Raw genomic sequence first — 24,329 nt, forward strand, 5'->3', positions numbered from 1 at the left:
CGATCCCACGGTGTTGTAAGTTCTTCAAGCGGTCGCGAGAGGCCGCGATGACCAACCAACCGATCTCCTGAGAGGGAGTGAGGAACAGTCTGGTCGCACCTGGACAATTGAAAAGTTTAGGAACTGACGCTTTCATCGCGTTTGGTTCTGAGCCGAACCGAGAGGTGAGGTGAGGAGCCGAATGAAAGAGCGATGAAGGTGTGAGGTCCCGTCAAAAAATTTCGTTGCGCTGAAGCAATTCGCTGCAACGAGAGGGTTTTCACGAGCTCTCTTGTTGCCGGTGTGCGAATTGTGGAGCAACAACCGGATCTGAGATCCCGGAAAGTCATTGACAGAGAAATCTAGAGATGCACTCTTAAGAACCCTTTTGTGTCAGCGAAAGGAGGCATCAACTGTTGCTAGTTTTAACTGAGTAATGGGTGACGCAAATCATTTTGAGGGCGTGAAAACGTCTAAGAGGAAATGATCTACAACGGAGAGTTTGATCCTGGCTCAGGATGAACGCTGGCGGCGTGCTTAACACATGCAAGTCGAACGAACCTTCGGGTTAGTGGCGGACGGGTGAGTAACGCGTGAGAATCTGCCCTCAGGAGGGGGACAACAGCTGGAAACGGCTGCTAATACCCCATATGCCGCGAGGTGAAATGAATTTCGCCTGAGGATGAGCTCGCGTCTGATTAGCTAGTTGGTGTAGGTAATGGCTCACCAAGGCATCGATCAGTAGCTGGTCTGAGAGGATGATCAGCCACACTGGGACTGAGACACGGCCCAGACTCCTACGGGAGGCAGCAGTGGGGAATTTTCCGCAATGGGCGAAAGCCTGACGGAGCAACGCCGCGTGAGGGATGAAGGCCTCTGGGCTGTAAACCTCTTTTATCAAGGAAGAAGATCTGACGGTACTTGATGAATAAGCCACGGCTAATTCCGTGCCAGCAGCCGCGGTAATACGGGAGTGGCAAGCGTTATCCGGAATTATTGGGCGTAAAGCGTCCGCAGGCGGCCCTTCAAGTCTGCTGTTAAAAAGTGGAGCTTAACTCCATCATGGCAGTGGAAACTGTTGGGCTTGAGTGTGGTAGGGGCAGAGGGAATTCCCGGTGTAGCGGTGAAATGCGTAGATATCGGGAAGAACACCAGTGGCGAAGGCGCTCTGCTGGGCCATCACTGACGCTCATGGACGAAAGCCAGGGGAGCGAAAGGGATTAGATACCCCTGTAGTCCTGGCCGTAAACGATGAACACTAGGTGTCGGGGGAATCGACCCCCTCGGTGTCGTAGCCAACGCGTTAAGTGTTCCGCCTGGGGAGTACGCACGCAAGTGTGAAACTCAAAGGAATTGACGGGGGCCCGCACAAGCGGTGGAGTATGTGGTTTAATTCGATGCAACGCGAAGAACCTTACCAGGGTTTGACATCCTGCGAATCTCTTGGAAACAGGAGAGTGCCTTCGGGAACGCAGTGACAGGTGGTGCATGGCTGTCGTCAGCTCGTGTCGTGAGATGTTGGGTTAAGTCCCGCAACGAGCGCAACCCACGTCTTTAGTTGCCAGCATTTAGTTGGGCACTCTAGAGAGACTGCCGGTGATAAACCGGAGGAAGGTGTGGATGACGTCAAGTCATCATGCCCCTTACATCCTGGGCTACACACGTACTACAATGCTACGGACAAAGGGCAGCAAGTTCGCGAGGACAAGCAAATCCCATAAACCGTGGCTCAGTTCAGATCGTAGGCTGCAACTCGCCTACGTGAAGGCGGAATCGCTAGTAATCGCAGGTCAGCATACTGCGGTGAATACGTTCCCGGGCCTTGTACACACCGCCCGTCACACCATGGAAGTTGGCCACGCCCGAAGCCGTTACTCCAACCCTTGTGGAGGAGGACGTCGAAGGTGGGGCTGATGACTGGGGTGAAGTCGTAACAAGGTATCCGTACCGGAAGGTGCGGATGGATCACCTCCTAACAGGGAGACAACACAATGATTTTGATGCCTGAGTGCTTTTATTCTTAGGCCGAAATCCTGTCACCTTAGGTCGATCGGTACCTCAGCTTTGAAGTCAAGGATCAGCAGCAATGTTGATTGCTTGATGGAGATTTTCAGTTCCTAAACTTTGTCTAGGTCACACCCCAAAAGGGATGAGACTCCTGGGCCATTAGCTCAGGTGGTTAGAGCGCACCCCTGATAAGGGTGAGGTCCCTGGTTCAAGTCCAGGATGGCCCATTCGGTGTTGGGGGTTTAGCTCAGTTGGTAGAGCGCCTGCTTTGCAAGCAGGATGTCAGGAGTTCGAGTCTCCTAACCTCCACTGACCGAACTTGATTCCCATCTCCAATTCTTTTGGAGTTGAGCTCGATTGGAGTGTGATTTAGATGTGTCCGCTGGATGACCCCAGCTTCCTGTCATTCCAAGTTTTAGGTTGATGCCTTGAATTTGGTTGATAAGATGCTGGGCTCGGATCAAATGATCAAGCAATTGATGATTTGATTTGAAGTTCTAGCAGAACCTTGACAACTGCATAGGTGAGTCTGGAAAAAACAAAGCATCTTACAGATGCATTGTTTTGAATCTGATCTTCTGAGAGGGAGATTGGATCTAGAACAATGAAAATTCTTTTGAGCAAGAGCCGAGACTCTTGAGCGTTCTTTGATTGGTGTCGAGCCAATCAGAGTTTGATTTTGTTTTTAGCAATAAAAACTTGAGAATCTGCTTTCAACGGCGGTAAGCGTTCAGGAGGTTAATTGGTCAAGCTACAAAGGGCTCACGGCGGATACCTTGGCACACAGAGGCGATGAAGGACGTGGTTACCTGCGATAAGTCTCGGGGAGCTGGAAGCACGCTTTGATCCGGGAATTTCCGAATGGGGCAACCCTTAATACGGCCAGCTGAATCCATAGGCTGGCACGAGCCAACCCAGCGAACTGAAACATCTTAGTAGCTGGAGGAAAGGAAAGTAAAAACGACTCCCTAAGTAGCGGCGAGCGAACGGGGAAGAGCCTAAACCGATACTTTCGAGTATCGGGGTTGTGGGACAGCAACGTGTATCAGGGAAGTTAGGAGAAGTGCTTGAATGGCACGCCACAGAGGGTGAAAGCCCCGTAACCGAAAACTGAACTGAGCTAGCTGTATCCCGAGTAGCACGGAGCACGTGAAATTCCGTGTGAATCCGCGAGGACCACCTCGTAAGGCTAAGTACTACTGTGTGACCGATAGCGAAACAGTACCGCGAGGGAAAGGTGAAAAGAACCCCGGGAGGGGAGTGAAATAGAACATGAAACCGTGAGCCTACAAGCAATGGGAGCCCTACTTATAGGGTGACCGTGTGCCTGTTGAAGAATGAGCCGGCGACTTATAGGCACTGGCGGGTTAAACCGGAAATGGTGGAGCCATAGCGAAAGCGAGTCTGAATAGGGCGTTTGTCAGTGTTTATAGACCCGAACCCGGGTGATCTAACCATGGCCAGGATGAAGCTTGGGTGATACCAAGTGGAGGTCCGAACCGACTGACGTTGAAAAGTCAGCGGATGAGCTGTGGTTAGGGGTGAAATGCCAATCGAACCCGGAGCTAGCTGGTTCTCCCCGAAATACGTTGAGGCGTAGCGTCTCGTGCTCCAGCAGGGGGGTAAAGCCACCATTTCGGTGCGGGCTGCGAGAGCGGTACCAAATCGAGATGAACTCTGAATACCCTGTGTGTAGCGAGGCAGTCAGACTGTGGGGGATAAGCTCCATGGTCGAGAGGGAAACAGCCCAGACCGCCAGCTAAGGTCCCCAAATCAACACTAAGTGATAAAGGAGGTGGGATTGCATAGACAACCAGGAGGTTTGCCTAGAAGCAGCCATCCTCAAAGGAGTGCGTAATAGCTCACTGGTCGAGCGATCCTGCGCCGAAAATGAACGGGGCTAAGTGTTGTACCGAAGCTGCGGATTTTTATGGTAGGGGAGCGTTCTATGTGGGGCGAAGCGTTAGCGTGAGCGGGCGTGGACTGCATAGAAGTGAGAATGTCGGCTTGAGTAGCGAAAACATGGGTGAGAATCCCATGCACCGAAACCCTAAGGGTTCCTCCGGCAGGCTCGTCCGCGGAGGGTTAGTCTGGACCTAAGGCGAGGCCGAAAGGCGTAGTCGATGGATAACAGGTCAACATTCCTGTACCGGTCATGTTTTGGGAAGAGGGACGGAGAAGGCTAGCCAAGCCAGATGTTGGTTACTGGTTCAAGCGTTCGAGGCGTTGAGGAGCGGTGAAAACGTTCCGAGCTGAGGCGTGAGTACGAGCTGCTACGGCAGCGAAGTTGGTGACGTCAAGCTTCCAAGAAAAGCTCTATACCCGTTAAGGCATGACTGCCAGTACCCGAAACCGACACAGGTGGGGTGGTAGAGAATACCGAGGTGCGCGAGGTAACTCTCTCTAAGGAACTCGGCAAAATGGCCCCGTAACTTCGGGAGAAGGGGTGCCACCGCAAGGTGGTCGCAGTGAAGAGGCCCTGGCGACTGTTTACCAAAAACACAGGTCTCCGCTAAGTCGCAAGACGATGTATGGGGGCTGACGCCTGCCCAGTGCCGGAAGGTTAAGGAAGCCGGTCAGCGTAAGCGAAGCTGGCGACTGAAGCCCCGGTGAACGGCGGCCGTAACTATAACGGTCCTAAGGTAGCGAAATTCCTTGTCGGGTAAGTTCCGACCCGCACGAAAGGCGTAACGATCAGGGCGCTGTCTCGGAGAGAGGCTCGGCGAAATAGAATTGTCTGTGAAGATGCGGACTACGTACACCTGGACAGAAAGACCCTATGAAGCTTTACTGTAGCTTGGTATTGTGCCCGGGCTCTGAATGCGCAGGATAGGTGGGAGACGTTGATCTCATGGTTGCGGCTATGAGTTAGTCACTGGTGAGATACCACTCTTTCAGAGCTAGGGTTCTAACGTTCACCCGTTATCCGGGGAGCGGACAGTATCAGGTGGGCAGTTTGACTGGGGCGGTCGCCTCCTAAAAGGTAACGGAGGCGCACAAAGGTTTCCTCAGGCTGGTTGGAAATCAGCTGACGAGTGCAAAAGCAGAAGGAAGCTTGACTGTGAGACCTACAAGTCGAACAGGGACGAAAGTCGGTTTTAGTGATCCGACGGTTCTGAGTGGAAGGGCCGTCGCTCAACGGATAAAAGTTACTCTAGGGATAACAGGCTGATCTCCCCCAAGAGTTCACATCGACGGGGAGGTTTGGCACCTCGATGTCGGCTCATCGCAACCTGGGGCTGAAGTCGGTCCCAAGGGTTGGGCTGTTCGCCCATTAAAGCGGTACGCGAGCTGGGTTCAGAACGTCGTGAGACAGTTCGGTCCATATCCGGTGTACGCGCAGGAACATTGAGAGGATTTCTCCCTAGTACGAGAGGACCGGGAGGAACGCACCTCTGGTGTACCAGTTATCGTGCCAACGGTAAACGCTGGGTAGCCATGTGCGGAGTGGATAACCGCTGAAAGCATCTAAGTGGGAAGCCCACCTCAAGATGAGTGTTCCCATGGGGTAACCCAGTAAGGTCACGGGAAGAACACCCGTTGATAGGCTCTACGTGGAAGTCCAGTAATGGATGCAGCGGAGGAGTACTAATAGACCGAGGGCTTGACCAACATTTTGGTTCTTGCCTGAAGACTCATTTCATTGTTTGATTCAGACGTGCAGCGTTAGTTGCAGATCCTATGCAGTTCTCAGGGTTCATCCCTTGAGAATGTTGATCTATCCTGGTGTCCATGGCGGTGTGGTCCCACTCCGATCCATCCCGAACTCGGTTGTGAAACGCATCAGCGGCGACGATATTTGGGGGGTAGCCCCCTGAGAAAATAGCTCGATGCCAGGTAAAACATTCTCCAAATAGGTTGATGATGTGCTGATTGCCGAAGCGATCACCATCACCACCCGCGAAGAAGCCACCTCATCATGAGGTGGCTTTTTTGTTGGCTATTGCTCTGCTGTTATGTGAGCACTTACCTCGCGGAGTGATTGAACCACCTTGTGATCCCGTGGGTCACGGTCAGGGTTGCCGTCGCGAAGGCTGAAGAGGGTATGCATTCCTGCTAAACGAGCGGAATCGCACTCCGCTCCGTTGTCACTCACAAACCAAATCTTGTTGGGCGAGCTGTGGAGCTGCTCGGAAATTCTTATGTAGCTCTCCGTGGATTTTTTAGGGCCTGTACGGGTGTCAAACCAGTGGCTGAAAAATTTTTCCAGGTCACCCGCAGGGCTGTGCCTGTAAAGCAGCTTTTGAGCTTGAATGCTGCCCGATGAATAGACCGATAACGTTAATCCTTGCTTGCGCCATTCCCGAAGGCATTCAACCGTTTCTGGAAACAGTTGAGATTTGAGGTCTCCGTTGTTGTACCCGTGTTCCCAGATCTTCCCCTGTAGGTCTTTGAGTGCTGTCGACTTCTTATCGATACTAATCAAGTGTCTCAGGTATTGAATTAATCCGTCTATCTCCTCTGTTTCCTGCTTTACAACCTGCTGTTTGATCTGCATGCTTTCGGGAGATTCGTCATCCAGCCATTCCTTCTTGGCGGCTTGGATCGGCTTGTTGTGAGGGATTTTGTCCCAGCTTTGTTTGATGTAGTGGCTCAGTTCTTGCTTGGCGAAGGGGAACAAAACGTCGCTGACAAAGCTCACTGGGCATGTTGTTCCCTCGATGTCGAGCAGAAGATGTTGTTGATTCATTATTGATCTCCAATCTGCATTTGGGTCAGTCTCACCTTCAATAGAAATTCCAGGATTTCCAGGTGTCGTTTGCTCGCATCCAGGTCAGTCCCCCACGCGTAAAGGCCGTGCCCGGCCACCAGAAACCCGCAGGGTGAGGTTTCCAACAAGGGTGCGACGGCTTCGCCCAGCTCATCCATCGACTGACTGTTGCTGATCACGGGGATGGTGATGCTGCTGGCGTGGGTGTTGATGCCGACCAGGCCTTTCAGCATTTCCCAGCCCTCCAAGACAATCCCTCCTGTGTTTTCGTAATGGCGGGATAACACCGTTCCGGGAACGGAATGGGTGTGCAGTACAGCTCCCGCTTGGGTTGCTTCAACAATTCGTAGATGCAGCGCTGTTTCGGCACTGGCTTTTCCCTTGCCCGTTAAAACCTTGCCTTGCCCATCCACAACAATCAGCTGATTGGCAGCTACCTGCCCCTTGTTCACACCACTGGGGGCCATGAGCAGCTGCAGGGGCTGATGTTGGAGCACAACGCTGAAATTCCCGCCGGTGCCATCGCACCAGCCTCGTCGGTGGATGCCTTGCATCACCTCCGTTAAGCGCTCGCTCTGGGTTTGGTTTGCGGTCACAATCCGCTCATCCCTCCGTCTTCTATACAGGACACAGAGGCCCACGTGCATTGACGCTTCCCCCCAGTTGCCGCTGGAGCGGTGATCACCTGGAGTTGCTGGATCAGCGACAACTGCCCGGTGGTGTTGTCTTCATGCAATTGCACCGATGGCAGGAGGTTGCTGAGGCGATTACCTCCATGGCTGTGCGCGGTGCACCCGCGATCGGTATTGCGGCGGCCTGGGGAGTTGTCCTGGCTGCACGCTCCGGTGACGACCTCCCCACTGCGATCCGAGGCCTGCAAGCATCACGGCCAACCGCCGTCAATCTCGGCTGGGCCCTCAACCGGATGGAGGCGGCCATGGGTTCCTCCGCTTCGGTTGATGTTGAAGCGCTCGCCGTTGAAGCCGCTGCGCTTCAGAGCGAGGATCGCCTGCTGACCCAGCGGCTGGTGGATCATGGCGTTTCCCTGTTGGCTCAAGGCTGCAGGGTCTTACACCATTGCCACACGGGTGCCATCGCTACGGGAGGCGTTGGTACCGCCCTCGGTGTGATTGCAGCCGCCCATGCCCGTGGCCTGCTCCGTCATGCCTGGTTGGATGAAACGCGTCCCCGCTTGCAAGGGGCTGCTCTTTCTGCCTGGGAATTGGGTTGTCTCGGGGTTCCCTGCACCGTGATTGTGGATGGAGCCAGTGGATTATTGATGCGCCGGGGTGAGGTGGATGTCGTGATGGTGGGCTGTGATCGTGTCGCTGCCAATGGCGATGTTGCCAACAAGATCGGCACTTACAACCTGGCGCTTGTGGCCCGAGCCCACGGCATTCCCTTTTATGTCTGCACCCCTGGCAGCAGCATTGATCGAGCGACGGTTGACGGGGACGCGATCACCATTGAGCAACGCGATGCAGAGGAGATCACCCACGTGAGAGGAGTGGACGTCGCGGCTCCTGGAGCCCAGGCCTGGAACCCTGCCTTCGACATCACTCCGGCTCATCTGGTGACGGGTTTCATCACCGAATTCGGCGTGCTTCGTCCTCCCTATCGGGAGGTTCTCTCTGCGCTTCCGCTGCCCAATCACCTTTGACAGGTCGGACACCAGTGGGTGCTTCGGCCCGACAATTTCTCCCTTTGAATGGGCGTTCCACAGCTGCGGCATGGTTCCCCTCCACGCCGGTAAACCCAGGCCTGGCCGCCGTAGTTGCCATTCACCCCCTCGAGATCGCGGAAATCACTGAAGGTGGTGCCACCGGCTCCGATGCTGATGGTGAGAACATTCACAAGGGCATCCCGCAACCTCTCCAGTTGTTTGAGACTTAGCTGCCCTGCTGCCGTGAAGGGGGCGATGCCTGATGCGAAGAGGGATTCATCCGCGTAGATGTTGCCCGCTCCAGCCACCAGGGCTTGATCCAAGAGCGCTGTTTTGATCGGTCGGCTGCTGCCCTTGAGTTTCTGCTTCAGATAACTGGCAGAGAAGTCGGTGCTGAAGGGTTCAGGCCCGAGTCGCGTTAAGCCTGTGATCACCTCTTCCATCGGTTGGCCCGGAGGAACCCACCACATTTCTCCGAAGCTGCGCACATCCACAAAGCGCAACTCATGCTCTTTTGAGTTCCAGAAGCGAACACGGGTGTGTTTGCACGGTTCTGAGGGCTGCTCATGCCATTGGAATTGGCCGGTCATGCGCAGATGTACACCCCAAACACCGCCTTCGGGCTCCAGGGCTGCCATCAGATATTTCCCTCTGCGCTGCCACTGCCCCACCGTCATTCCGCGGAGGCCAGCAACAAACTCATCAGGACCTCCAGGGCTGGCAATGGCCCTTGGCCTGCAGACTTCAACCTGCGCGATTTTGAAGTCGACAAGACGGTCTGCCAGTCCCCGACGGACCGTCTCGACTTCAGGGAGTTCAGGCAACGGCCTCAGGCCGGCTCGAGTTCCGCTTCGGCGAAATTATTGGTGTTGATACCACCGTCAACGCCCTGCAGGCCGCTGTAGTTGACCTTTTCGAAGCGAACGACAACGGGGTAGCGGATTCCCGAGGTGTCGATGGAGGCAACGGTGCCAACTTCGTTGAACCAGTAGGACTCAGGACGCTTGATGCGCACCTTGGCGCCGCGGGTGATCGCCATCGCTGGGCATAAGGAGATGCAATCGGAGCGTATCTCGTGGAACGGAGGGTGATGACCGCTGCGTCACAGAATGTCGTCCCTTCCTCGTCGGCGTCCCTTTGACCAGTTCCATCGCCCTTGATCCAGATCCGTCGCTGCTTCAGCTGGATTTGCCGGACCCGGAGCAGGACGACATCAGCACGATGGAATTTCTGGCTCGGCTGGAGCAGGCCTGGGCCGTCTGCGACCGCTTTGATCTCCAGACCGAGATCTGGCGCGGTCGCATCCTCCGCGCTGTGCGGGACAAGGAGAAGCGAGGCGGTGAAGCCCGAGGCGCAGGATTTCTGCAGTGGCTGCGGGAGCGGGAAATCAGCAAGACCCGTGCCTACGGCTTGATTCAACTGGCGGAATCCGCCGACAGCATGCTCAGCGACGGCACCCTGGAAGAGAGCAGCGTCAATCAGTTCTCCAAGCGGGCCTTCATGGAAACCGCTCAGGCGGTTCCCGAAGTGCAGCTGATGATTTCCGAAGCCGCCAACGAGGGGCAGGAAATCACCCGCAAGCAGGTGCGCCGCCTCACAGATGAATTCACGGCGGCCACCAGTCCTTTGCTTCCGGAGGAAATTCGTCAGCGCACCCAGGAGAACCTGCTGCCACCCCGTGCGGTGGCCCCTCTGGTGCGGGAACTGGCCAAGCTTCCTGAGCCGCAGCAGGAAGATCTGCGCAAGGTGCTCCGCGATGAGCCTGAACTCGACCGGATCAAGGACGTCACCAGCACAGCACGCTGGATCACCAAGGCAACCGAGTCGGGTGTTGCCGTGCGGGCTTTCCAGCAGGGGGAACTGGACCTGGACCGCGCCATGCAGGAGGCCCAGCGCTTGGATGCCCTCGGCCTGCTGGCTGATGCGGTGGGCCAGGCCCAGGCCCTTGAGTCGGCGGTGCTGAAGCTGCACACCTCCTGGCGGCGCTTGGGGGGGCTTCAGGAGCGGCTCTGGGTTGAAAGCGGAAGCAGCACGCCCTACCTGCGCGATGTGCTGAACGCTCTGCAGACCCTCAGCGGCGCCACCTTGCGGGTGTCGTTGGGAGAGCTCGCGGGTGGCAAGCGGGTGCGGCTCCAGCTGGTGGAGGAGTCCCCCGATCAATTGGATCCGCCACCGCTGGCCTGACTCCAGATCTTGTGCTCGATAATCTGAAGCCTCCACATTTGGTGTGTTCTGGCTTCGCTCGAGCGTGCACTGCAGACCCACTTCGGCTGGGATGGCTTCCGCCCCGGGCAACGGCCCGTGGTGGATGCTGTGCTGGCTGGCCGGGACGCGCTGGCGGTGCTGCCCACCGGTGGTGGTAAGTCGCTCTGCTATCAGCTGCCGGCCTTGGTGCGCGAGGGCCTGGTGGTGGTGATCTCACCGTTGGTGGCGCTGATGGAGGACCAGGTGATGGCCCTGCAGCGACGGGGAATCGCTGCGGCTTGCCTGCATGCCGGACTCGACCCAGCTCGACGACAGCAGGCCCTGGAGCAGCTGCAAGACGCCACGCTGCGACTCCTCTACATCGCGCCGGAACGACTTCAGGGTGAGCAGACCCGGCTGATGCTGGAACGTCATGCCAGGGAGGGCCGACTGGTGGCCCTGGCGGTGGATGAAGCCCATTGCATCAGTGCCTGGGGGCATGACTTCCGCCCCGATTACCGCCGCCTGGGTCAGATCCGCAGCCTCTGCCCGGGAGTCCCGATGCTGGCCCTCAGCGCGACGGCAGCCCCAAGGGTGCGGGCCGACATCATTCGCCTGCTGGATCTGCGTCGCCCGCTCGTGCAGGTGAGTTCGGCCCGTCGGGACAACCTGCACTACACGATGCAGCGGCGCCCCAGGGACCCAATGCCGCAAGTGTTGGAGGCACTGGAGATGTCCCGTGGTGCTGCGCTGATCTATGCCCGCACCCGTCGCTCGGTGGAGCAGTGGGCGGAACGTCTGACTGACCAAGGGGTTGCGGCAACGCCTTATCACGCCGGTCTGGATCCGGAGACCCGCCAGCAGGCTCTGAAGCTGTTTCTTGAGCACGAGCGGCCCGTTCTGGTGGCGACGGTGGCCTTCGGCATGGGCGTTGACCGTGGCGATGTGGGCCTGGTGCTTCATCTCGATCTGCCGGCCACACCTGAGGGCTATTTGCAGGAATCGGGCCGCGCCGGCAGAGACGGCAAGCCGGCCCATTGCCAGGTGCTGTTTTCGCCGGGTGATCGCACCAGCCTGGGCTGGGCCATGCGGGCCTCGACCCGGGGCAGCGATTCCCTGGAGGATCGTCGCCGCTTGGACCTGGCTCAGCAGCAGCTGCGTCGCATGGAGGCTGTTGCTGAGGGTGAAATGTGCCGTGAACAGGCATTGCTGCTGGCTGTCGGCGAGTTGGTGGGTCCCTGTAGTCGCTGCGATCGCTGCGCGGAGTCCCCCAAACGACGCGACTGGTCAGCTCAGGTGGAAACGCTCCTGGCCCATCTGGCCGAGCAGGACGGCACGGAGATGCGTCGCCTTGGAGAGCACCTGGCTCTGCATGAACCTGGACGCCATGACCGCTGGACCTGGTTGGCCCGTCGGCTCGTGCAAGAGGAGTTGATCCAGGAAAGCAACGACGGTGCTCAGCGGCTGTATCTCCGCGAAAGCGGCCGGAGATTCCTGGATTCCCCCTGGCCGCTCGATTACGCCGCCTGATTCAGATCAGACTTTGACCTGACAACGGTCCTTCACCAGGTCTTTTTCGAAGCGGTTCTTCGGTGCTTCCCAGGTTTTCCAGCTCCCATCGGCACCGGTGGCATTGATCTTCTTGGCGGAACAGTTCACAGCCAGATAAAGCGCTTGCCCCTGGGCATTGAGGGTGGGCACCACTTGACTGCCACCCATGGCCTGCCAGTTGCCCCAGTCCACCTGGAGCGGGCCATAGGTGCGCCAGTCAGCCGATTTGGCCAGGGTCTGCTTGGGCTTGGCGGCCTTGACCGGCTTGGTCTTGACCACTGGTTTTTTGGCCTGAACCGGTTTCGTTTGCACTGGCTTGGTTTGCGCTGCCTTGGTTTGGACTGGCTTCGTTTGGACAGCCTTGGCCTTGGCTTGAACCGGTTTCGTTGTTGCCGGCTGCGCCTGAGTGGTGATGGGTGTCTTGAAGGAGGGGTCAGTCAGGTAGAGGCGCGTGCCCACCTCCACTTTGTTGGGGTCACTCAGCTGGTTCATGCTGATCAGGCTGGCCACCGGCAGCTTGTAGGCCTTGGCGATCTGCGTGAGGGTCTGCCCTTTGGCAACAGTGTGTTCCGTAGCTCCCGGGATCGGGCTTACAGCCACCGGCTTGAAGGCCGGACGGGGCATCACGGCATTGTTGGGAAGTCGCAGGGTCTGGCCGACCTCAACGTGGTTGGCATTGCGCAGGTTGTTGAGGGCCATCAGGTCGCGACTGCGGACCTGGTATCGGCTGGCAATGCTGCTGAGGGTTTCACCGCTGTTGACGCGATGGCGGCCCGAGCCTGCCGTCACGGTGGGGCCTGGCACCTGCAGGCGGCTCCCGGCTTGAACAAGGTCTGGATTGCGGATCCCATTCATCCGCATCAGCGTGCCGACGCTCACCCCATAACGGTTAGCGATATCGGAGAGTGTTTCGCCGGACCGCACCGTCACCGAGGCAGCCGTGGCTGACAGGGGGAGCCAGGCCGTTAGCAGCAGGGTGGCAAGAGCGGTACGGCGCATTCGTCTCCGGCAGTTGCCCGCAACATAAGGTGCCTGGGGTAAAGCGCCAGCCCCCCAGAGCACTTGCTGCAGAAGGGATGTGCTGGTGATGCGCGCGCCTTATCCCGCCAGCCGCTTCAGCAGGTTGAGATCCACCTTGTAGGGCGGGTAGCGCAGCTTGAAATCAAAGCGGAAGGGGCGCTTGAGCACCGCCTTGTGGTGGCTGAACGTGTCGAAGCCGCTTTGGCCGTGGTAACTGCCCATCCCGCTGGCACCGACGCCGCCGAAGGGCAGTTGTGGCACCCCGGCCTGCATCACAACATCGTTCAGGCAGACCCCGCCTGAGCTGGTGGTGGTGAGCACCTGCTGTTGCTGGGCCTCACTACCGCCGAACAAGTACAGCGCCAGCGGTTTGGGGCCCTGGCGGATCTCCTGAAGGGCTGTGGTGAGGTCGTCCAGCACCAGCACAGGCAGGAGAGGTCCGAATAGTTCCTCGGCCATCAGCGGATCATTGCGGTCATCCACACGAATCACGGTGGGGGCGATGCGCCGCTGCTCCCGGCTGATTTCACCTCCGATCAGGATGCGCCCATCCGCTCTGGCGGACTCCAGCAGCTGCTCCAGCCGATTGAACTGGCGTTCATTGATGATCTGCCCCAGCTGATTCGAGTTGAGGGGATCGGAGCCATACATCTCCGTTCGGGCCTCCTCCATCGCCTTCAGCAGCGGAGAACGCAGGGCGGGTGGCACCAGCAGATGGTCTGGAGCGATGCAGGTCTGGCCGGCATTGATCCCCTTGCCCCAGACCAAACGACGCGCTCCCACCGTGAGGTCGGCCCCCTCAAGAACGATGGCGGGGCTCTTGCCCCCCAGTTCCAGGGTCACCGGTGTGAGGTGGGCAGCGGCCCCCTCCAGCACCTTTCGGCCGATGCTGCCGCCACCGGTGAAAAAGATGTGGTCGAAGGGCATGGCCACCAGGTTGGCTGCGACGGCACCATCTCCCTGCACCACCTGCACCACCTCAGGCTCGAAGTGCTGAGGGATCAGCCGTGCAATCAGATCTGCGATGGCACTGGCGTGTTCTGAAGGCTTGAGCACGGCCGTGTTGCCAGCAGCCAGGGCACTGATCAAGGGCCGCAGCGTCAGTTGAAAGGGATAGTTCCAAGGTCCGATCACCAGAACGCACCCGAGTGGTTCCGGTACAACCTTGGCCTGGCCGGGGCGCAGTGAGAGAGGCACAGCCACGCGGCGCGGTCGCATCCACCGCTCCAGCTGCCGGCCAGTGAGCTTGAGCTCCTGTCGCAGGGCCACCAGCTCAAAAAAGGCTTCGGTGGGTGGTTTGCCGAGGTCGGCGGCGAGGGCCTCGAGCACCTCCGATTCGTGCTCCTCCACCAGAGCGGAGAGCCGTTGCAATTGCTCTCGACGCCAGGCCAGGGGACGGGTCAGCCCAGCCCCCACGAGCTCCTTCATCCGGCTCAGTTGCGTTTGGGTGAGGGCCACAGGGCTGACGATCAGGCCAGTCGGGTCTAGCAGTGGTGAATCTGCAACCGGGGGATGACCCCAGCGCTTCCGTGGTGGTCAGGGACGGTCATCTACCAGCTGATCGTTCGCAGCTATTCCGATGGGAATGGCGATGGCACCGGTGATTTCAAGGGGCTTGCGGCGCGGTTGCCCTATCTCCGCTGGCTGGGGGTCAACACCCTCTGGCTGACTCCGATCTATCCCTCCCCCCTGCGGGATGGGGGCTACGACATCACCGATTTCACCGGAATCCATCCAGACCTGGGGGATCTCTCCTCCTTCCATCGCTTCCTCACGGCGGCCCACAGCCAGGGCATGCGCGTGATTCTGGACTTGGTGCTGAACCACACCAGTGACCTGCATCCCTGGTTCCAACGGGCCCGCTGGGCTCCCAAGGGCAGTCCTGAACGGGATGTGTACGTCTGGAGCGACGACCCCAAGCGCTACGCCGAGGCACCGGTTCTGTTCCGGCACTTCGAGGCTTCCAACTGGGAGTGGGATCCGGTTGCCGAGCAGTACTACCTGCACCGTTTTCTGCGTCATCAACCCGATCTCAATTACGAGAACCCCTGGGTGCAGGACACGATGCTGGAGGTGGTCGACTTCTGGCTGGATCGCGGCGTTGATGGGTTCCGTTTGGATGCGGTTCCGTTCCTGTTCGAGTCAGAGGGCACCCGCTGCGAGGGATTGCTGGAGACCCACGCCTTCCTCAAGCGATTGCGGGAGCGGGTGGATGCCCATGGCCGTGACGTGCTCTTGCTGGGAGAGGCGATTCAGCCGGTGGAGGAGGCCGCTCCGTATCTGGCGGATGACGAACTGCATGGAGCGTTCAACTTCGTGCTCACCGCCCATCTGTTTGCAGCCATTGCCAGTGGCCGCACCCAGCAGCTCGGGGAGTGTCTGATGCAAGCCGAGCAGGCGGTATCTGGTGCTCGCTGGGCCCTGCCCCTGCGCAATCACGATGAACTCTGGTTGGGGGATGGCCATCTCATCAGTGATGAGGTGATTCAGACCATCCGGGTGGGCCTGCCCCAGGGACAGGGGCACTGGTTGAACTGGGGCATCAACCGACGCCTGGCTCCTCTTCTCAATGGCGATCCACGCTCCAACCGGTTGCTGCATGGGCTCCTCTACAGCCTTCCAGGGATGCCCTGCCTGTATTACGGCGATGAACTGGGCATGGGCGACTGGCCCGGTCTGCGGGACCGTGACCCCAACCGCACGCCGATGGCCTGGACGCCGGCCCGCAACGGTGGCTTCTCCACGGCCCCCGACCCGCTGTTGGTGCTGCCACCGATCACCGCTCCCGGCTACGACTACCGCGTGGTGAATGTGGAGGTGCAGAAGCAGCTGCCGGGGTCGCTGCTGAATTGGCACCGGCGCATGCTCACCTGCCGCCGGCTGCTGCCAGCACTGCGGCATGGAAGCTTCCGCTTGCTCCACAGCCCCCACCCCGGAGTGCTGGTGTATCTCCGCTGCACCGAGGCGATGACGGTGCTCGTGGCCGCCAATGTCACCGCAGCCGGAGCCTCGCTCAGTTTGGATCTGTCGGAGTGGGCTGGTCAGCGCACCCGTGAGGTGATGTGGGGCTGTGAATTCCCGCCCGCTGCGGCGGAGTGGTTCGTGAACCTTCCGCCCTATGGATTCAACTGGTGGTTGATCGGAGAAGTGGAGCCCGCAGCCACGCCCGCCTGATTCAGTAGCTCCTCCACCTGAGGCCTCAGTCGTTCGGCCTCGTTCAAATCCACCATGGCCAGACGGCAGCGGCGGGCCAGCACATCGCTGCTGCTTCGCGCATGTTCCCGCTGAATCGAATGGTCCAGTTCTGCGCCGCAGAGGGGGATCACCGGGCTGAGGGGTTCGCGTCGGCTGGGCTCCGCGGGCTCGATTAAGGCCACTGCCTCCAAGCCATAGGTGCTTTGGAGGTGGGCGACTTGTGAGGCTTTGAGGGCGGTGTCGGGAAGCAGGGCTTCGAGTTGTTGTTTCTGACGGCGGAGCCCGTCCTGGGTGGCTTCCAGCGACTCCGCTGCACCCCGCAAGGGCATTGCTTCAGGGGTGGGTAGCGCCTTTCCTAGCTGGCGTTCCACCGCGGTCAGGGTGTCTTCAGCCATCGGCCGGCAGGTGGTCCATTTGCCCCCCATCACGCTCACCAGGCCGCAGGCCAGGGTTTCCACCTCGTGCTCTCGGACCACACGGCTGCTGTCCATGCCCTGGTCCGCTGGCTTCAACAGCGGCCGTCCCCCCGCCCATCGGCTGCTCACCTGCGGATGCTGGAGCTGGGGAAACCAATCACGCACGTAGTTGAGTAGGTAGGCCTCCTCCTCTGGAGAAGGGGATGTGGCGTTCTCCTTGGTGCAGGCTTCATCCGTCGTCCCCACCAGGGTGCGGCCGTGGAAGGGCAGCATGAACAGCACGCGTCCATCCGCGGTGGATGGCACCAGAAGCCCAAGCCCTTCCGGGCAGAGGTTCTGCTCCAGCACGATGTGGGACCCACGGCTGGTGAGCAGCCTTGGGGGAGCATCAGCCTCCGCCATCTGGCGGATCTCATCCGCCCGGATGCCCGTGGCATTCACAAATGCTGAGGCGCACCAGCGTTCCCGTTGGCCTGTGGCGGATTCACTGATGGCGGCCTTGAGCTGGCCCGTGCCGTCGGTCTCCAGCTCCACCACCCGGCAACGGGTGCGCAGGGTTGTCCCCCGTTGTTCGGCGGTGAGGGCCAACAGCAGGTTGAGGCGTGCATCGTCGAACTGCCCGTCGCTGTAGGCCACGCCGCCTTGACACGGCTTCAGCAGAGGCAGGGCCTGACGCATCTGTTGCTGAGACAGCAGTCGGCTGTGGCCGATGCTCCGCTGGCCGGCCAGGGCGTCGTACATCCCCAGACCAAGTCGGTAGTAGGCCTGTCCCCAGAGCTGTTGTGTGGGCAGGGCCAGCTCGAGTCGTTGGGCCAGGAACGGTGCCTGGGCCAACCAGTGGCTCCGTTCGAGCAGGGCTTCACGCACCAGCCTCAGCTGTGCCAGGTCCAGAGTTTTAAAGGCCAGCTCCAGGTAGCGCACCCCGCCATGGAGCAGCTTCGTGCTGCGGCAACTGGTGCCGCCGCCGATGTCTCCGGCCTCGAGCAGGGCCACGCTCAGCCCCCGTCGTGTTGCCTCATAGGCCACGCTGGCACCGCTGGCACCGGCGCCGATGACCAGCAGGTCCACCTGGTGATCAGCCATGCCACCCCAGGCTTCTGGAGACGGCGTCCTGCCAGCGTGTGCGCCAGCGGTCGCGCTGGGATGCATCCATCTTCGGGTGGAACAATTCCGCTCCGTCCCTCCTTGCGGTTGCGAGCTGCTCCAGGTCGCTGATCACCCCCGCCTGGAGGCCTGCGAACAGCGCCACCCCCCGGGCGGTGCTCTCGAGGCTGGCGGGTCGCCGCACCGTCAGACCGGTGCAATCCGCCTGCGCCTGCAGCAGAGGATCGGAGGCCGCAGCGCCACCATCCACCGCCAGTTCACCCAAGCCGCTCCCGAGGGCCTGTTCGGCAAGCTCCACCAACGTCGCTACCGACAGGGCGATCCCCTCAAGTGCGGCGCGGGCGATGTGACCGCGTCCGCTGTCACGGGTGAGGCCCACCAGAACACCGCGTGCCTGGGGATCCCAGTGCGGTGTCCCCCAGCCGGTGAAGGCGGGCACGAGCATCACCCCCCCTGAATCCGGCACTGAACGCGCCAGCTCGTTCACCTGGGGGGCTTGATCAATGATCTGCAGCCCATCCCGCAGCCACTGGATCACGGTGCCGGCGTTGAACAGACTGCCCTCAAGGCAGAAGCTGGGTGTTCCAGCGGCATCCGTCCAGCCGAGGGTGCTGAGCAGCCCTGCATCTGAGCGGCGGACGACATCGCCGGTGTTGATCACCAGAAAAGCCCCCGTGCCGTAGGTGCACTTCCCTTCTCCGGGCTGCAGACAGAGCTGGCCCAGGGTGGCGGCCTGTTGGTCGCCGAGCATGGCCTGGATCGGCAAGCCTGCAAAGGGAAGCTCCGCAGCCATGCGCCCGAACTCTCCGCGGCAGGGCAGCAGTTCGGGCAGAGCGTTGGCAGGTAGCCCTGTGGGTTGTCGGAAGTCATCCACCCAGCACTGCTGCTCCAGGTCCATCAGCAGCGTTCGGCTGGCATTGCTCATGTCACTGCCGTGGCGCTGTCCGCCGGTGAGGTGCCAGAGCAGCCAGCTCTCCACCGTTCCGAAACAGAGGTCATCGCTGACCGCGGCGGCTTGGGCGTCACCGTAGTGATCGAGCATCCAGCGGATCTTGCTGGCACTGAAGTAAGGGTCGAGCAGCAACCCCGTGCGATGGCACCACTCCTGCTCCAGGCCCTGCTGCTTCCAGGCATCGCAGATGGCGGTGGTGCGGCCGTCCTGCCAGACGAGGGCCGGTCCGCAGGGGAGGCCGCTGCTGCGGCGCCAGAGCACGGTGGTTTCCCGTTGATTGGTGATGCCGCAACTCACCACCGCCTTGCGCTGCCCATCGCTGAGCTTTGAATCGAGCTGCACCAGGGCCTGCCTCTGGCTGGCCCAAATCGCCATCGGGTCCTGTTCCACCCATCCATCGGCGGGGTAGGAAATCGGCAGCGGTGCACTGGCGCTGAGCACCAGATCCCCTGAGCTGCTGAACAGCGCGGCTCTGGAGCTGCTGGTGCCCTGATCGAGGGCCAGAAGAAGAGGCTGTTCAGCCATGGCCAAGGTCTTTCTCTCCTGCTAGCGAGGAGATGGCTGACTGCAAAGGTTTTGGCAGCGACCACGTCGTTTCGCGATCCCCCCGCCTGGGTGGCGGACGCGGTGATCTATCAAATCTTTCCCGACCGTTTCCGCCGCAGTGGCCGCGTTGATGCGCAGCGCCATCTCGCTCTGAAGCCCTGGGGTGCGGACCCTTGCGAGGAGGGATTCCAGGGCGGGGATCTCTACGGCGTCATCGATGCTCTCGATCGGCTCCAAGCCATGGGCATCACCTGCCTCTATCTCACGCCGATCTTCAGCTCAGCCGCCAACCATCGGTACCACGCCTACGACTACTTCGAGGTGGATCCCCTGCTGGGGGGCAATGCAGCACTCAGGGACCTGATCGATGCCGTGCATCAGCGCGGCATGAGGTTGGTTCTGGATGGGGTGTTCAACCACTGCGGCCGCGGCTTTTGGGCCTTTCATCACCTGGTGGAAAACGGTGCGGATTCGCCGTACCGGGATTGGTTCCATGTGCACCGATGGCCCCTGCAGCCCTATCCCGCCCCTGGCGAGGACTGCGGTTACGACGGTTGGTGGGCCTTGCCAGATCTGCCCAAGTTCAACCATGCCAATCCCGGGGTTCGGGAGCATCTGCTGGCGGTGGGCCGTCACTGGCTCGAGCAGGGGATTGACGGCTGGCGTCTCGACGTCCCTGCCGAAGTGCCGGCGGACTTCTGGGTTGAGTTCCGGCAGATGGTGCGGGCGACCAACCCGGAGGCCTGGATTGTTGGCGAGGTTTGGGGTGATGCGACCCCCTGGCTGCAGGGCGACCACTTCGATGGCGTGATGAATTACCGGTTGGGATGGAGCAGCCTTTGCTGGGCCGCCGCTGAAGCGTTGCGGCGGGACTACCACAATTCCGACTATCCCCTCGACCCCCTGGATGGGCAGGCTTTGTTGACCATCTGGACGACCACAACGCGTTCCTACCGGGAGGTGGTGAACAGGGCCCAGATGAATCTGCTCGACAGCCACGACGTGCCCCGTGCACTTCACAGCCTCAACAACGATGTTGCGGCCCTGAAGTTGGCCCTGCTGCTGCTCTTCCTCCATCCGGGAGCGCCGTGCATTTATTACGGCACTGAAGCTGCCCTGGCCGGTGGTCCTGAACCGGGCCCCTCCAGCGGTCCTGGACCGGCCTGCCGTGAGGCCTATCCCTGGGATGTTCCCTGGAGTGCTGATCTGCGCCCATTCATCCAGTCCCTCGCAAAACTTCGCTCTGCCCATGGGGTCTTGCGCAGGGACGGTCTGCGCTGGTCAGCCCCAGGGGCTGACGTGCTGGAGGGCGTTGCGGATGGCCTGCAGGTGGTGATCAACCGCAGTCGCTCCACCCCTGTACCCCTAACCATCGAGTCGGGACAATCCCTCATATGGACGCTGGGGCTTGTTGACAACAGAAGTATCAGCCCGCAATCGGCGGCTGTTCTGGGGTCTTAACCCTTCTCCCCCGGTGCCGTGGGGAGCAAGAAAGCCCTTGTCGAGACTTGAACTCGAGACCTCTCCCTTACCAAGGGAGTGCTCTACCGCTGAGCTACAAGGGCATGTGGGGATGGGCCGGGTTGGATTTGAACCAACGTAGGCAGAGCCAGCGGATTTACAGTCCGCCCCCATTAACCACTCGGGCACCGACCCGAACCACACCGCAAGAACTTACCAGTCGGTGTGTCCTTCCCCACGATCTCGATACGATCTGCCGAGCTGAACCGATCTCCAGCCATGCACGTTCTGCTGCTGAACGGTCCGAATCTGAACCTGTTAGGCCAGCGTGAGCCTGGAATCTATGGCCATTCCTCCCTGGCGGACATCGAAGCGGCGCTGACCCGGGAGGCGGAGCAGGAATCAGTGCAGCTGGACTGCTTTCAAAGCAATTTCGAAGGTGCCCTGGTGGACCGGATTCACCAGGCCATGGGCCGCTGCGATGGGATCTTGATCAACGCCGGGGCCTACACCCACACGTCCATCGCCATCCGTGATGCCCTGGCTGGTGTCGCGATTCCCTATGTGGAACTGCACCTCAGCAACACCCATGCCCGGGAAAAGTTCCGCCATCACTCATTTCTGGCTGAGCGCGCTGTGGGTGTGATCTGCGGCTTCGGACCCGCTAGCTACAGCCTTGCCTTGAGCGGATTGCTCAGCCATCTGCGCCGGAACGCATGACCAGCACTGCTCCAGCACAAACTGTTCCCTCCAAGACAGTTCCTTCAAAGACAGTGGCGTCGATCCGCTGGTTGGCTGCGCCCACCAGCTGGAGCTGGGTGGAGCAGGCCAACGCCAGGCCGATGGAGGTGCTGATCGATCACGCCCACTGCGAACGCAAGGCTGCCGGGGCTGCGGTGCAGATGATGTTCCGCTACCTCTGCGAACCGGGTCTGGGTGAAGCCCTCAGCCCTCTGGCTCGGGAAGAGTTGGAGCACTTTGAGCAGGTGCTGGCGTTGATCAAGGCCCGGGGGCGCTACCTGGAACCGCTGCCTTCCCCGGGCTATGGCGCTGATCTGGCCGGGCAGATCCGTAAAGGTGAGCCGCAGAGAATGCTCGACTCCTTCCTGGTGGCGGGTCTGATCGAAGCCCGCAGCCATGAGCGCATGGCACTGCTGGCGGAGCACAGCCCGGATCCTCAGTTGCGGGAGCTTTACAGCGATCTGTTGGCGAGTGAAGCCCGCCACTTTGGCCTGTACTGGGTGTTGTGTGAGCAGCGCTATCCGCGGGAGCTGATCGTTGAGCGCCTCGAAGTGCTGGCCCTGGCCGAAGTGAAGGCGCTGGAAGGGGAGTTAGAACGCCCTGAAGATGTGCGGATGCATTCCTGTGGTGTGGATGCCCCACAGATCAGCAGTCAGATCAGCTGAGCCGCCTCCTGCAAGGCCTCCAGCCTGGATGGCCGAAGCACCCCCTCCACGCCAAATTGGCGCAGCCGTTGTTCGAGGCTGTGGTTGGCTCCGGCGATGAACAGGGTGCGGCCCGCTGATCGTGCTTCCTCCACCATGCGTTCGATGGCGAGGGTTGCGGTGACACCGATGCGGGACACGTCCGTGAGGTCAAGGATCAGAACCCTGTAGCTCTGGATCAATCCCATTCGGGCACTGATGCCTTTGGCGGCGCCAAAACTCAGAGGGCCGCGCAGACGAAACAGCATCAAGGCCTTGCCGCAGCGCAGGATCAGGGCTTCTTCCTCCGGGGAAAGATTGGCGTGCAGTGCATCCGTGGCATCGGAGGGGTTGTCCTCTTCCATCCCTTCCAGTTGGGACCGCGTGATCGCATCAACGGTCAACAGGTTGGCAACGAACATCCCGACCAAAACGCCCCAGATCAGGTCCCAGAACACCGTCATCAACAGCACGGCGTACATCAGCGCGGCTGTTTTCGCCGACAGGCGATGGGCGCGAAGCAGAAAGCCCCAGTCGATGATGTCGAGCCCGACTTTGATCAGGATTCCCGCCAGCAGCGCCGTGGGGATCTGTGCCGCAAGGGGGCCTGCCCCCAGCAGCACAAGCAGCAGCACCATGGAATGGGTCATGCCCGACCAGGGCGTCTGACCACCGGATTTAATATTGATCACCGTTCGCATGGTGGCTCCGGCACCGGGAAGGCCGGAGAGAAACCCGGCCGCGGTGTTGGCGATGCCCTGGCCGATCAGCTCACGGTTGGAGTCGTGGTTGGTCTGGGTGATGTTGTCGGCCACCAGGGAGGTGAGCAACGAGTCGATCGCCCCGAGCAGGGCGAGAACCATGCCGGCTTTCACCAGCTCCGGCAGGTGCTGACTGAAATCGGGAACCACCAGTTGCAAGCCCCCCTCCGGGATGGCTCCGATCCGGGCGATGGGTTCAAGGCCCAGCTCCAGCAGTCGGTTGTCGTTGAACAGCAGCAGAGATAACGGCGTCACAATCAGCAGTGCCAGCAGAGGCGTTGGCACCCATTGGCGGATCCGCAGGGGGGTCAGAAACACCACAGCGAGTGTCATCAATCCAACGGCGAGCGCGGCTGGATTCCAGCTCGGGGCATCGATCAGCGAACTCAGGGACGCAACCACGCCGCCCCCGGTGCTCACCCCGATGAAGGGTCCAAGTTGCAGCACAAGGATGATGAAACCGATTCCCGACATGAAGCCGGAGACCACCGAGTAGGGCACCAGGGTGATGAAGCGCCCCAGCCGCAATACCCCGAGCAGGGTTTCGAACACACCACCGATCACCACAGCGGCCATCACCAACGGCAGCATCTCGCCGGCATTGAGATCACGACCGATGCCGATGGCGGCCAGGCTGGAGACGATCCCCGCCACAGTGACGCTCATGGGTCCGGTGGGTCCGCTCACCTGGGCGGGAGTTCCCCCGAGCAAGGCCGCCAGGAATCCGGTCACGATGGCGCCATACAGGCCGTAGATGGCGCCTCCTGGCCCCAGGGCGGCATTGCCGAAGGCCAGGGCAAGGGGCAGCGCGACCACGGCGGCCGTCAATCCTCCGAGAAGGTCGCCTCGGATGTTGCGTTGATGCAAGCCATGAATCAGTGCCATCTCAGTTCAGACCACTCCAGCGGCTCAGGGCTTCCAGGGACTGAACTCCCACTTTTCGGCGCCCATCGGGGAGAACCCAGGTGGGATAAGCCCAGATCTCTGCGGCGTTGCAGGCTTCGGCTGGCTCCGGCAGCTGCTTCGGCTTGCGGCATTCCACATAGGTCACGTCCGCTCCGGCCTGTTTGCCAAACAGGTTCATCTGCTTGAAGCAGGCCGGGTAGGTCCAGGCGCCGTAAAACTTGGCCCCCATCGCCTTCAGATGCTGCGTCAGTTCGAGGGCCTGGTGGCTTGAGTCGTGCAGGGGCTCTCCGAGCGTGCTGGCCCAGGGAGCGGCCGAACCAGGCGGGCCACCAACAGCTCCGCCAGCTGCGACCAGCACGGATGCCAGCAGGGATGAAGCCATGCTCCTCATGCTGATGCAGTGGTTGGCCTGAAGCTAGGTCGCACTCAGGCGTTCGGGCTTCCCTCCA

At 60.3% G+C, this 24,329-nt stretch carries 17 protein-coding genes, 4 tRNA genes and 3 rRNA genes; 12 read left to right on the top strand and 12 right to left on the bottom strand.

Features of this window, described 5'->3' with window-relative positions:
* Nucleotides 1–469: 469 nt before the first annotated feature.
* The 5 genes from SynTAK9802_RS02475 (at nucleotide 470) to rrf (ending at nucleotide 5,825) form a co-directional block, all read left to right on the top strand.
* Nucleotides 470–1,955, top strand: a 16S ribosomal RNA gene (locus tag SynTAK9802_RS02475).
* Nucleotides 1,956–2,139: 184 nt separating this feature from the next.
* Nucleotides 2,140–2,213, top strand: a tRNA-Ile gene (locus SynTAK9802_RS02480).
* A gap of 9 nt (nucleotides 2,214–2,222) precedes the next feature.
* A tRNA-Ala gene (locus SynTAK9802_RS02485) sits at nucleotides 2,223–2,295 on the top strand.
* A gap of 435 nt (nucleotides 2,296–2,730) precedes the next feature.
* Nucleotides 2,731–5,598, top strand: a 23S ribosomal RNA gene (locus SynTAK9802_RS02490).
* Nucleotides 5,599–5,708: 110 nt separating this feature from the next.
* Nucleotides 5,709–5,825 (top strand): 5S ribosomal RNA (rrf, locus tag SynTAK9802_RS02495).
* The 16S, 23S and 5S rRNA genes sit together here with 2 tRNA genes alongside, the layout of an rRNA operon.
* A gap of 101 nt (nucleotides 5,826–5,926) precedes the next feature.
* Here the strand turns inward: rrf and mtnC are convergent.
* Nucleotides 5,927–6,676 (bottom strand): acireductone synthase, encoded by a 750-nt coding sequence (gene mtnC, locus SynTAK9802_RS02500; protein ID WP_186497109.1) that lies wholly within the window; start codon nucleotides 6,674–6,676, stop codon nucleotides 5,927–5,929.
* Entirely contained in the window at nucleotides 6,676–7,344 is a 669-nt protein-coding gene (mtnB, locus tag SynTAK9802_RS02505) for a methylthioribulose 1-phosphate dehydratase (RefSeq protein ID WP_186497111.1), read from the bottom strand. The genes mtnC and mtnB overlap by 1 nt, the downstream gene beginning before the upstream one ends.
* Between mtnB and mtnA the strand changes: the two genes are divergently transcribed.
* Entirely contained in the window at nucleotides 7,344–8,357 is a 1,014-nt protein-coding gene (gene mtnA, locus SynTAK9802_RS02510) for an S-methyl-5-thioribose-1-phosphate isomerase (RefSeq protein WP_186497112.1), read from the top strand. The genes mtnB and mtnA overlap by 1 nt on opposite strands.
* Here mtnA and SynTAK9802_RS02515 read toward each other — a convergent pair.
* Both SynTAK9802_RS02515 and SynTAK9802_RS02520 read right to left on the bottom strand, forming a co-directional pair.
* The gene (locus tag SynTAK9802_RS02515; protein ID WP_186497113.1) at nucleotides 8,348–9,184 is read right to left on the bottom strand and encodes a DNA-formamidopyrimidine glycosylase; all 837 of its coding nucleotides are present in this window, start codon (nucleotides 9,182–9,184) and stop codon (nucleotides 8,348–8,350) included. The two genes, mtnA and SynTAK9802_RS02515, sit on opposite strands and share 10 nt — an antisense overlap.
* Before the next feature lie 5 nt (nucleotides 9,185–9,189).
* Nucleotides 9,190–9,399: a photosystem I reaction center subunit IV gene (locus SynTAK9802_RS02520; protein ID WP_006851563.1), complete on the bottom strand. Its 210-nt coding sequence runs from the start codon at nucleotides 9,397–9,399 to the stop codon at nucleotides 9,190–9,192.
* A 98-nt stretch (nucleotides 9,400–9,497) separates the two neighbouring features.
* Here SynTAK9802_RS02520 and SynTAK9802_RS02525 point away from each other — a divergent pair, with 98 nt between their 5' ends.
* Nucleotides 9,498–10,544, top strand: a complete 1,047-nt coding sequence (locus tag SynTAK9802_RS02525; RefSeq protein WP_170950461.1) for a hypothetical protein — start codon at nucleotides 9,498–9,500, stop codon at nucleotides 10,542–10,544.
* Nucleotides 10,545–10,613: 69 nt separating this feature from the next.
* The gene (locus tag SynTAK9802_RS02530; RefSeq protein ID WP_186497945.1) at nucleotides 10,614–12,074 is read left to right on the top strand and encodes an ATP-dependent DNA helicase RecQ; all 1,461 of its coding nucleotides are present in this window, start codon (nucleotides 10,614–10,616) and stop codon (nucleotides 12,072–12,074) included.
* 6 nt (nucleotides 12,075–12,080) lie between these two features.
* On the opposite strand, the gene SynTAK9802_RS02535 is transcribed toward SynTAK9802_RS02530, so the two are convergent.
* The gene (locus SynTAK9802_RS02535) at nucleotides 12,081–13,094 is read right to left on the bottom strand and encodes a LysM peptidoglycan-binding domain-containing protein (protein WP_186497114.1); all 1,014 of its coding nucleotides are present in this window, start codon (nucleotides 13,092–13,094) and stop codon (nucleotides 12,081–12,083) included.
* A 99-nt stretch (nucleotides 13,095–13,193) separates the two neighbouring features.
* Nucleotides 13,194–14,573: an aldehyde dehydrogenase family protein gene (locus SynTAK9802_RS02540; RefSeq protein ID WP_186497115.1), complete on the bottom strand. Its 1,380-nt coding sequence runs from the start codon at nucleotides 14,571–14,573 to the stop codon at nucleotides 13,194–13,196.
* A gap of 54 nt (nucleotides 14,574–14,627) precedes the next feature.
* On the opposite strand from SynTAK9802_RS02540, the gene SynTAK9802_RS02545 reads away from it, so the two are divergent.
* The gene (locus tag SynTAK9802_RS02545) at nucleotides 14,628–16,289 is read left to right on the top strand and encodes an alpha-amylase family protein (RefSeq protein WP_186497116.1); all 1,662 of its coding nucleotides are present in this window, start codon (nucleotides 14,628–14,630) and stop codon (nucleotides 16,287–16,289) included.
* Here the strand turns inward: SynTAK9802_RS02545 and SynTAK9802_RS02550 are convergent.
* Together SynTAK9802_RS02550 and glpK are read right to left on the bottom strand one after the other, a co-directional pair.
* Entirely contained in the window at nucleotides 16,232–17,809 is a 1,578-nt protein-coding gene (locus SynTAK9802_RS02550; protein ID WP_186497117.1) for a glycerol-3-phosphate dehydrogenase/oxidase, read from the bottom strand. The genes SynTAK9802_RS02545 and SynTAK9802_RS02550 overlap by 58 nt on opposite strands.
* Complete coding sequence (gene glpK / locus SynTAK9802_RS02555; protein WP_186497118.1) at nucleotides 17,802–19,307, bottom strand: glycerol kinase GlpK; 1,506 nt, start codon at nucleotides 19,305–19,307, stop codon at nucleotides 17,802–17,804. Before glpK ends, SynTAK9802_RS02550 begins: the two co-directional genes overlap by 8 nt.
* A gap of 51 nt (nucleotides 19,308–19,358) precedes the next feature.
* Between glpK and SynTAK9802_RS02560 the strand changes: the two genes are divergently transcribed.
* The gene (locus SynTAK9802_RS02560) at nucleotides 19,359–20,789 is read left to right on the top strand and encodes a glycoside hydrolase family 13 protein (RefSeq protein ID WP_186497119.1); all 1,431 of its coding nucleotides are present in this window, start codon (nucleotides 19,359–19,361) and stop codon (nucleotides 20,787–20,789) included.
* Between the two features lie 32 nt (nucleotides 20,790–20,821).
* Here the strand turns inward: SynTAK9802_RS02560 and SynTAK9802_RS02565 are convergent.
* Nucleotides 20,822–20,893 (bottom strand) — tRNA-Thr (locus tag SynTAK9802_RS02565).
* Between the two features lie 9 nt (nucleotides 20,894–20,902).
* Nucleotides 20,903–20,984: transfer RNA gene (locus tag SynTAK9802_RS02570), tRNA-Tyr, on the bottom strand.
* Nucleotides 20,985–21,068: 84 nt separating this feature from the next.
* On the opposite strand from SynTAK9802_RS02570, the gene aroQ reads away from it, so the two are divergent.
* The gene (gene aroQ / locus SynTAK9802_RS02575; protein WP_115010304.1) at nucleotides 21,069–21,509 is read left to right on the top strand and encodes a type II 3-dehydroquinate dehydratase; all 441 of its coding nucleotides are present in this window, start codon (nucleotides 21,069–21,071) and stop codon (nucleotides 21,507–21,509) included.
* Nucleotides 21,506–22,195, top strand: coding sequence for a tRNA-(ms[2]io[6]A)-hydroxylase (locus SynTAK9802_RS02580; RefSeq protein WP_186497121.1), 690 nt, complete (start codon nucleotides 21,506–21,508; stop codon nucleotides 22,193–22,195). Before aroQ ends, SynTAK9802_RS02580 begins: the two co-directional genes overlap by 4 nt.
* Here SynTAK9802_RS02580 and SynTAK9802_RS02585 read toward each other — a convergent pair.
* On the bottom strand, nucleotides 22,183–23,859 hold the full coding sequence (locus SynTAK9802_RS02585) for a SulP family inorganic anion transporter (protein ID WP_115080221.1): 1,677 nt from the start codon (nucleotides 23,857–23,859) through the stop codon (nucleotides 22,183–22,185). The two genes, SynTAK9802_RS02580 and SynTAK9802_RS02585, sit on opposite strands and share 13 nt — an antisense overlap.
* Nucleotide 23,860: 1 nt before the next feature.
* A complete protein-coding gene (locus tag SynTAK9802_RS02590) occupies nucleotides 23,861–24,262 on the bottom strand; it encodes a vitamin K epoxide reductase (RefSeq protein ID WP_186497122.1) in 402 nt (133 codons plus the stop codon).
* Between the last annotated feature and the right edge of the window lie 67 nt (nucleotides 24,263–24,329).

Origin of the sequence: Synechococcus sp. TAK9802 (genome assembly GCF_014279535.1) — a bacterium.
Lineage (GTDB): Bacteria > Cyanobacteriota > Cyanobacteriia > PCC-6307 > Cyanobiaceae > Parasynechococcus.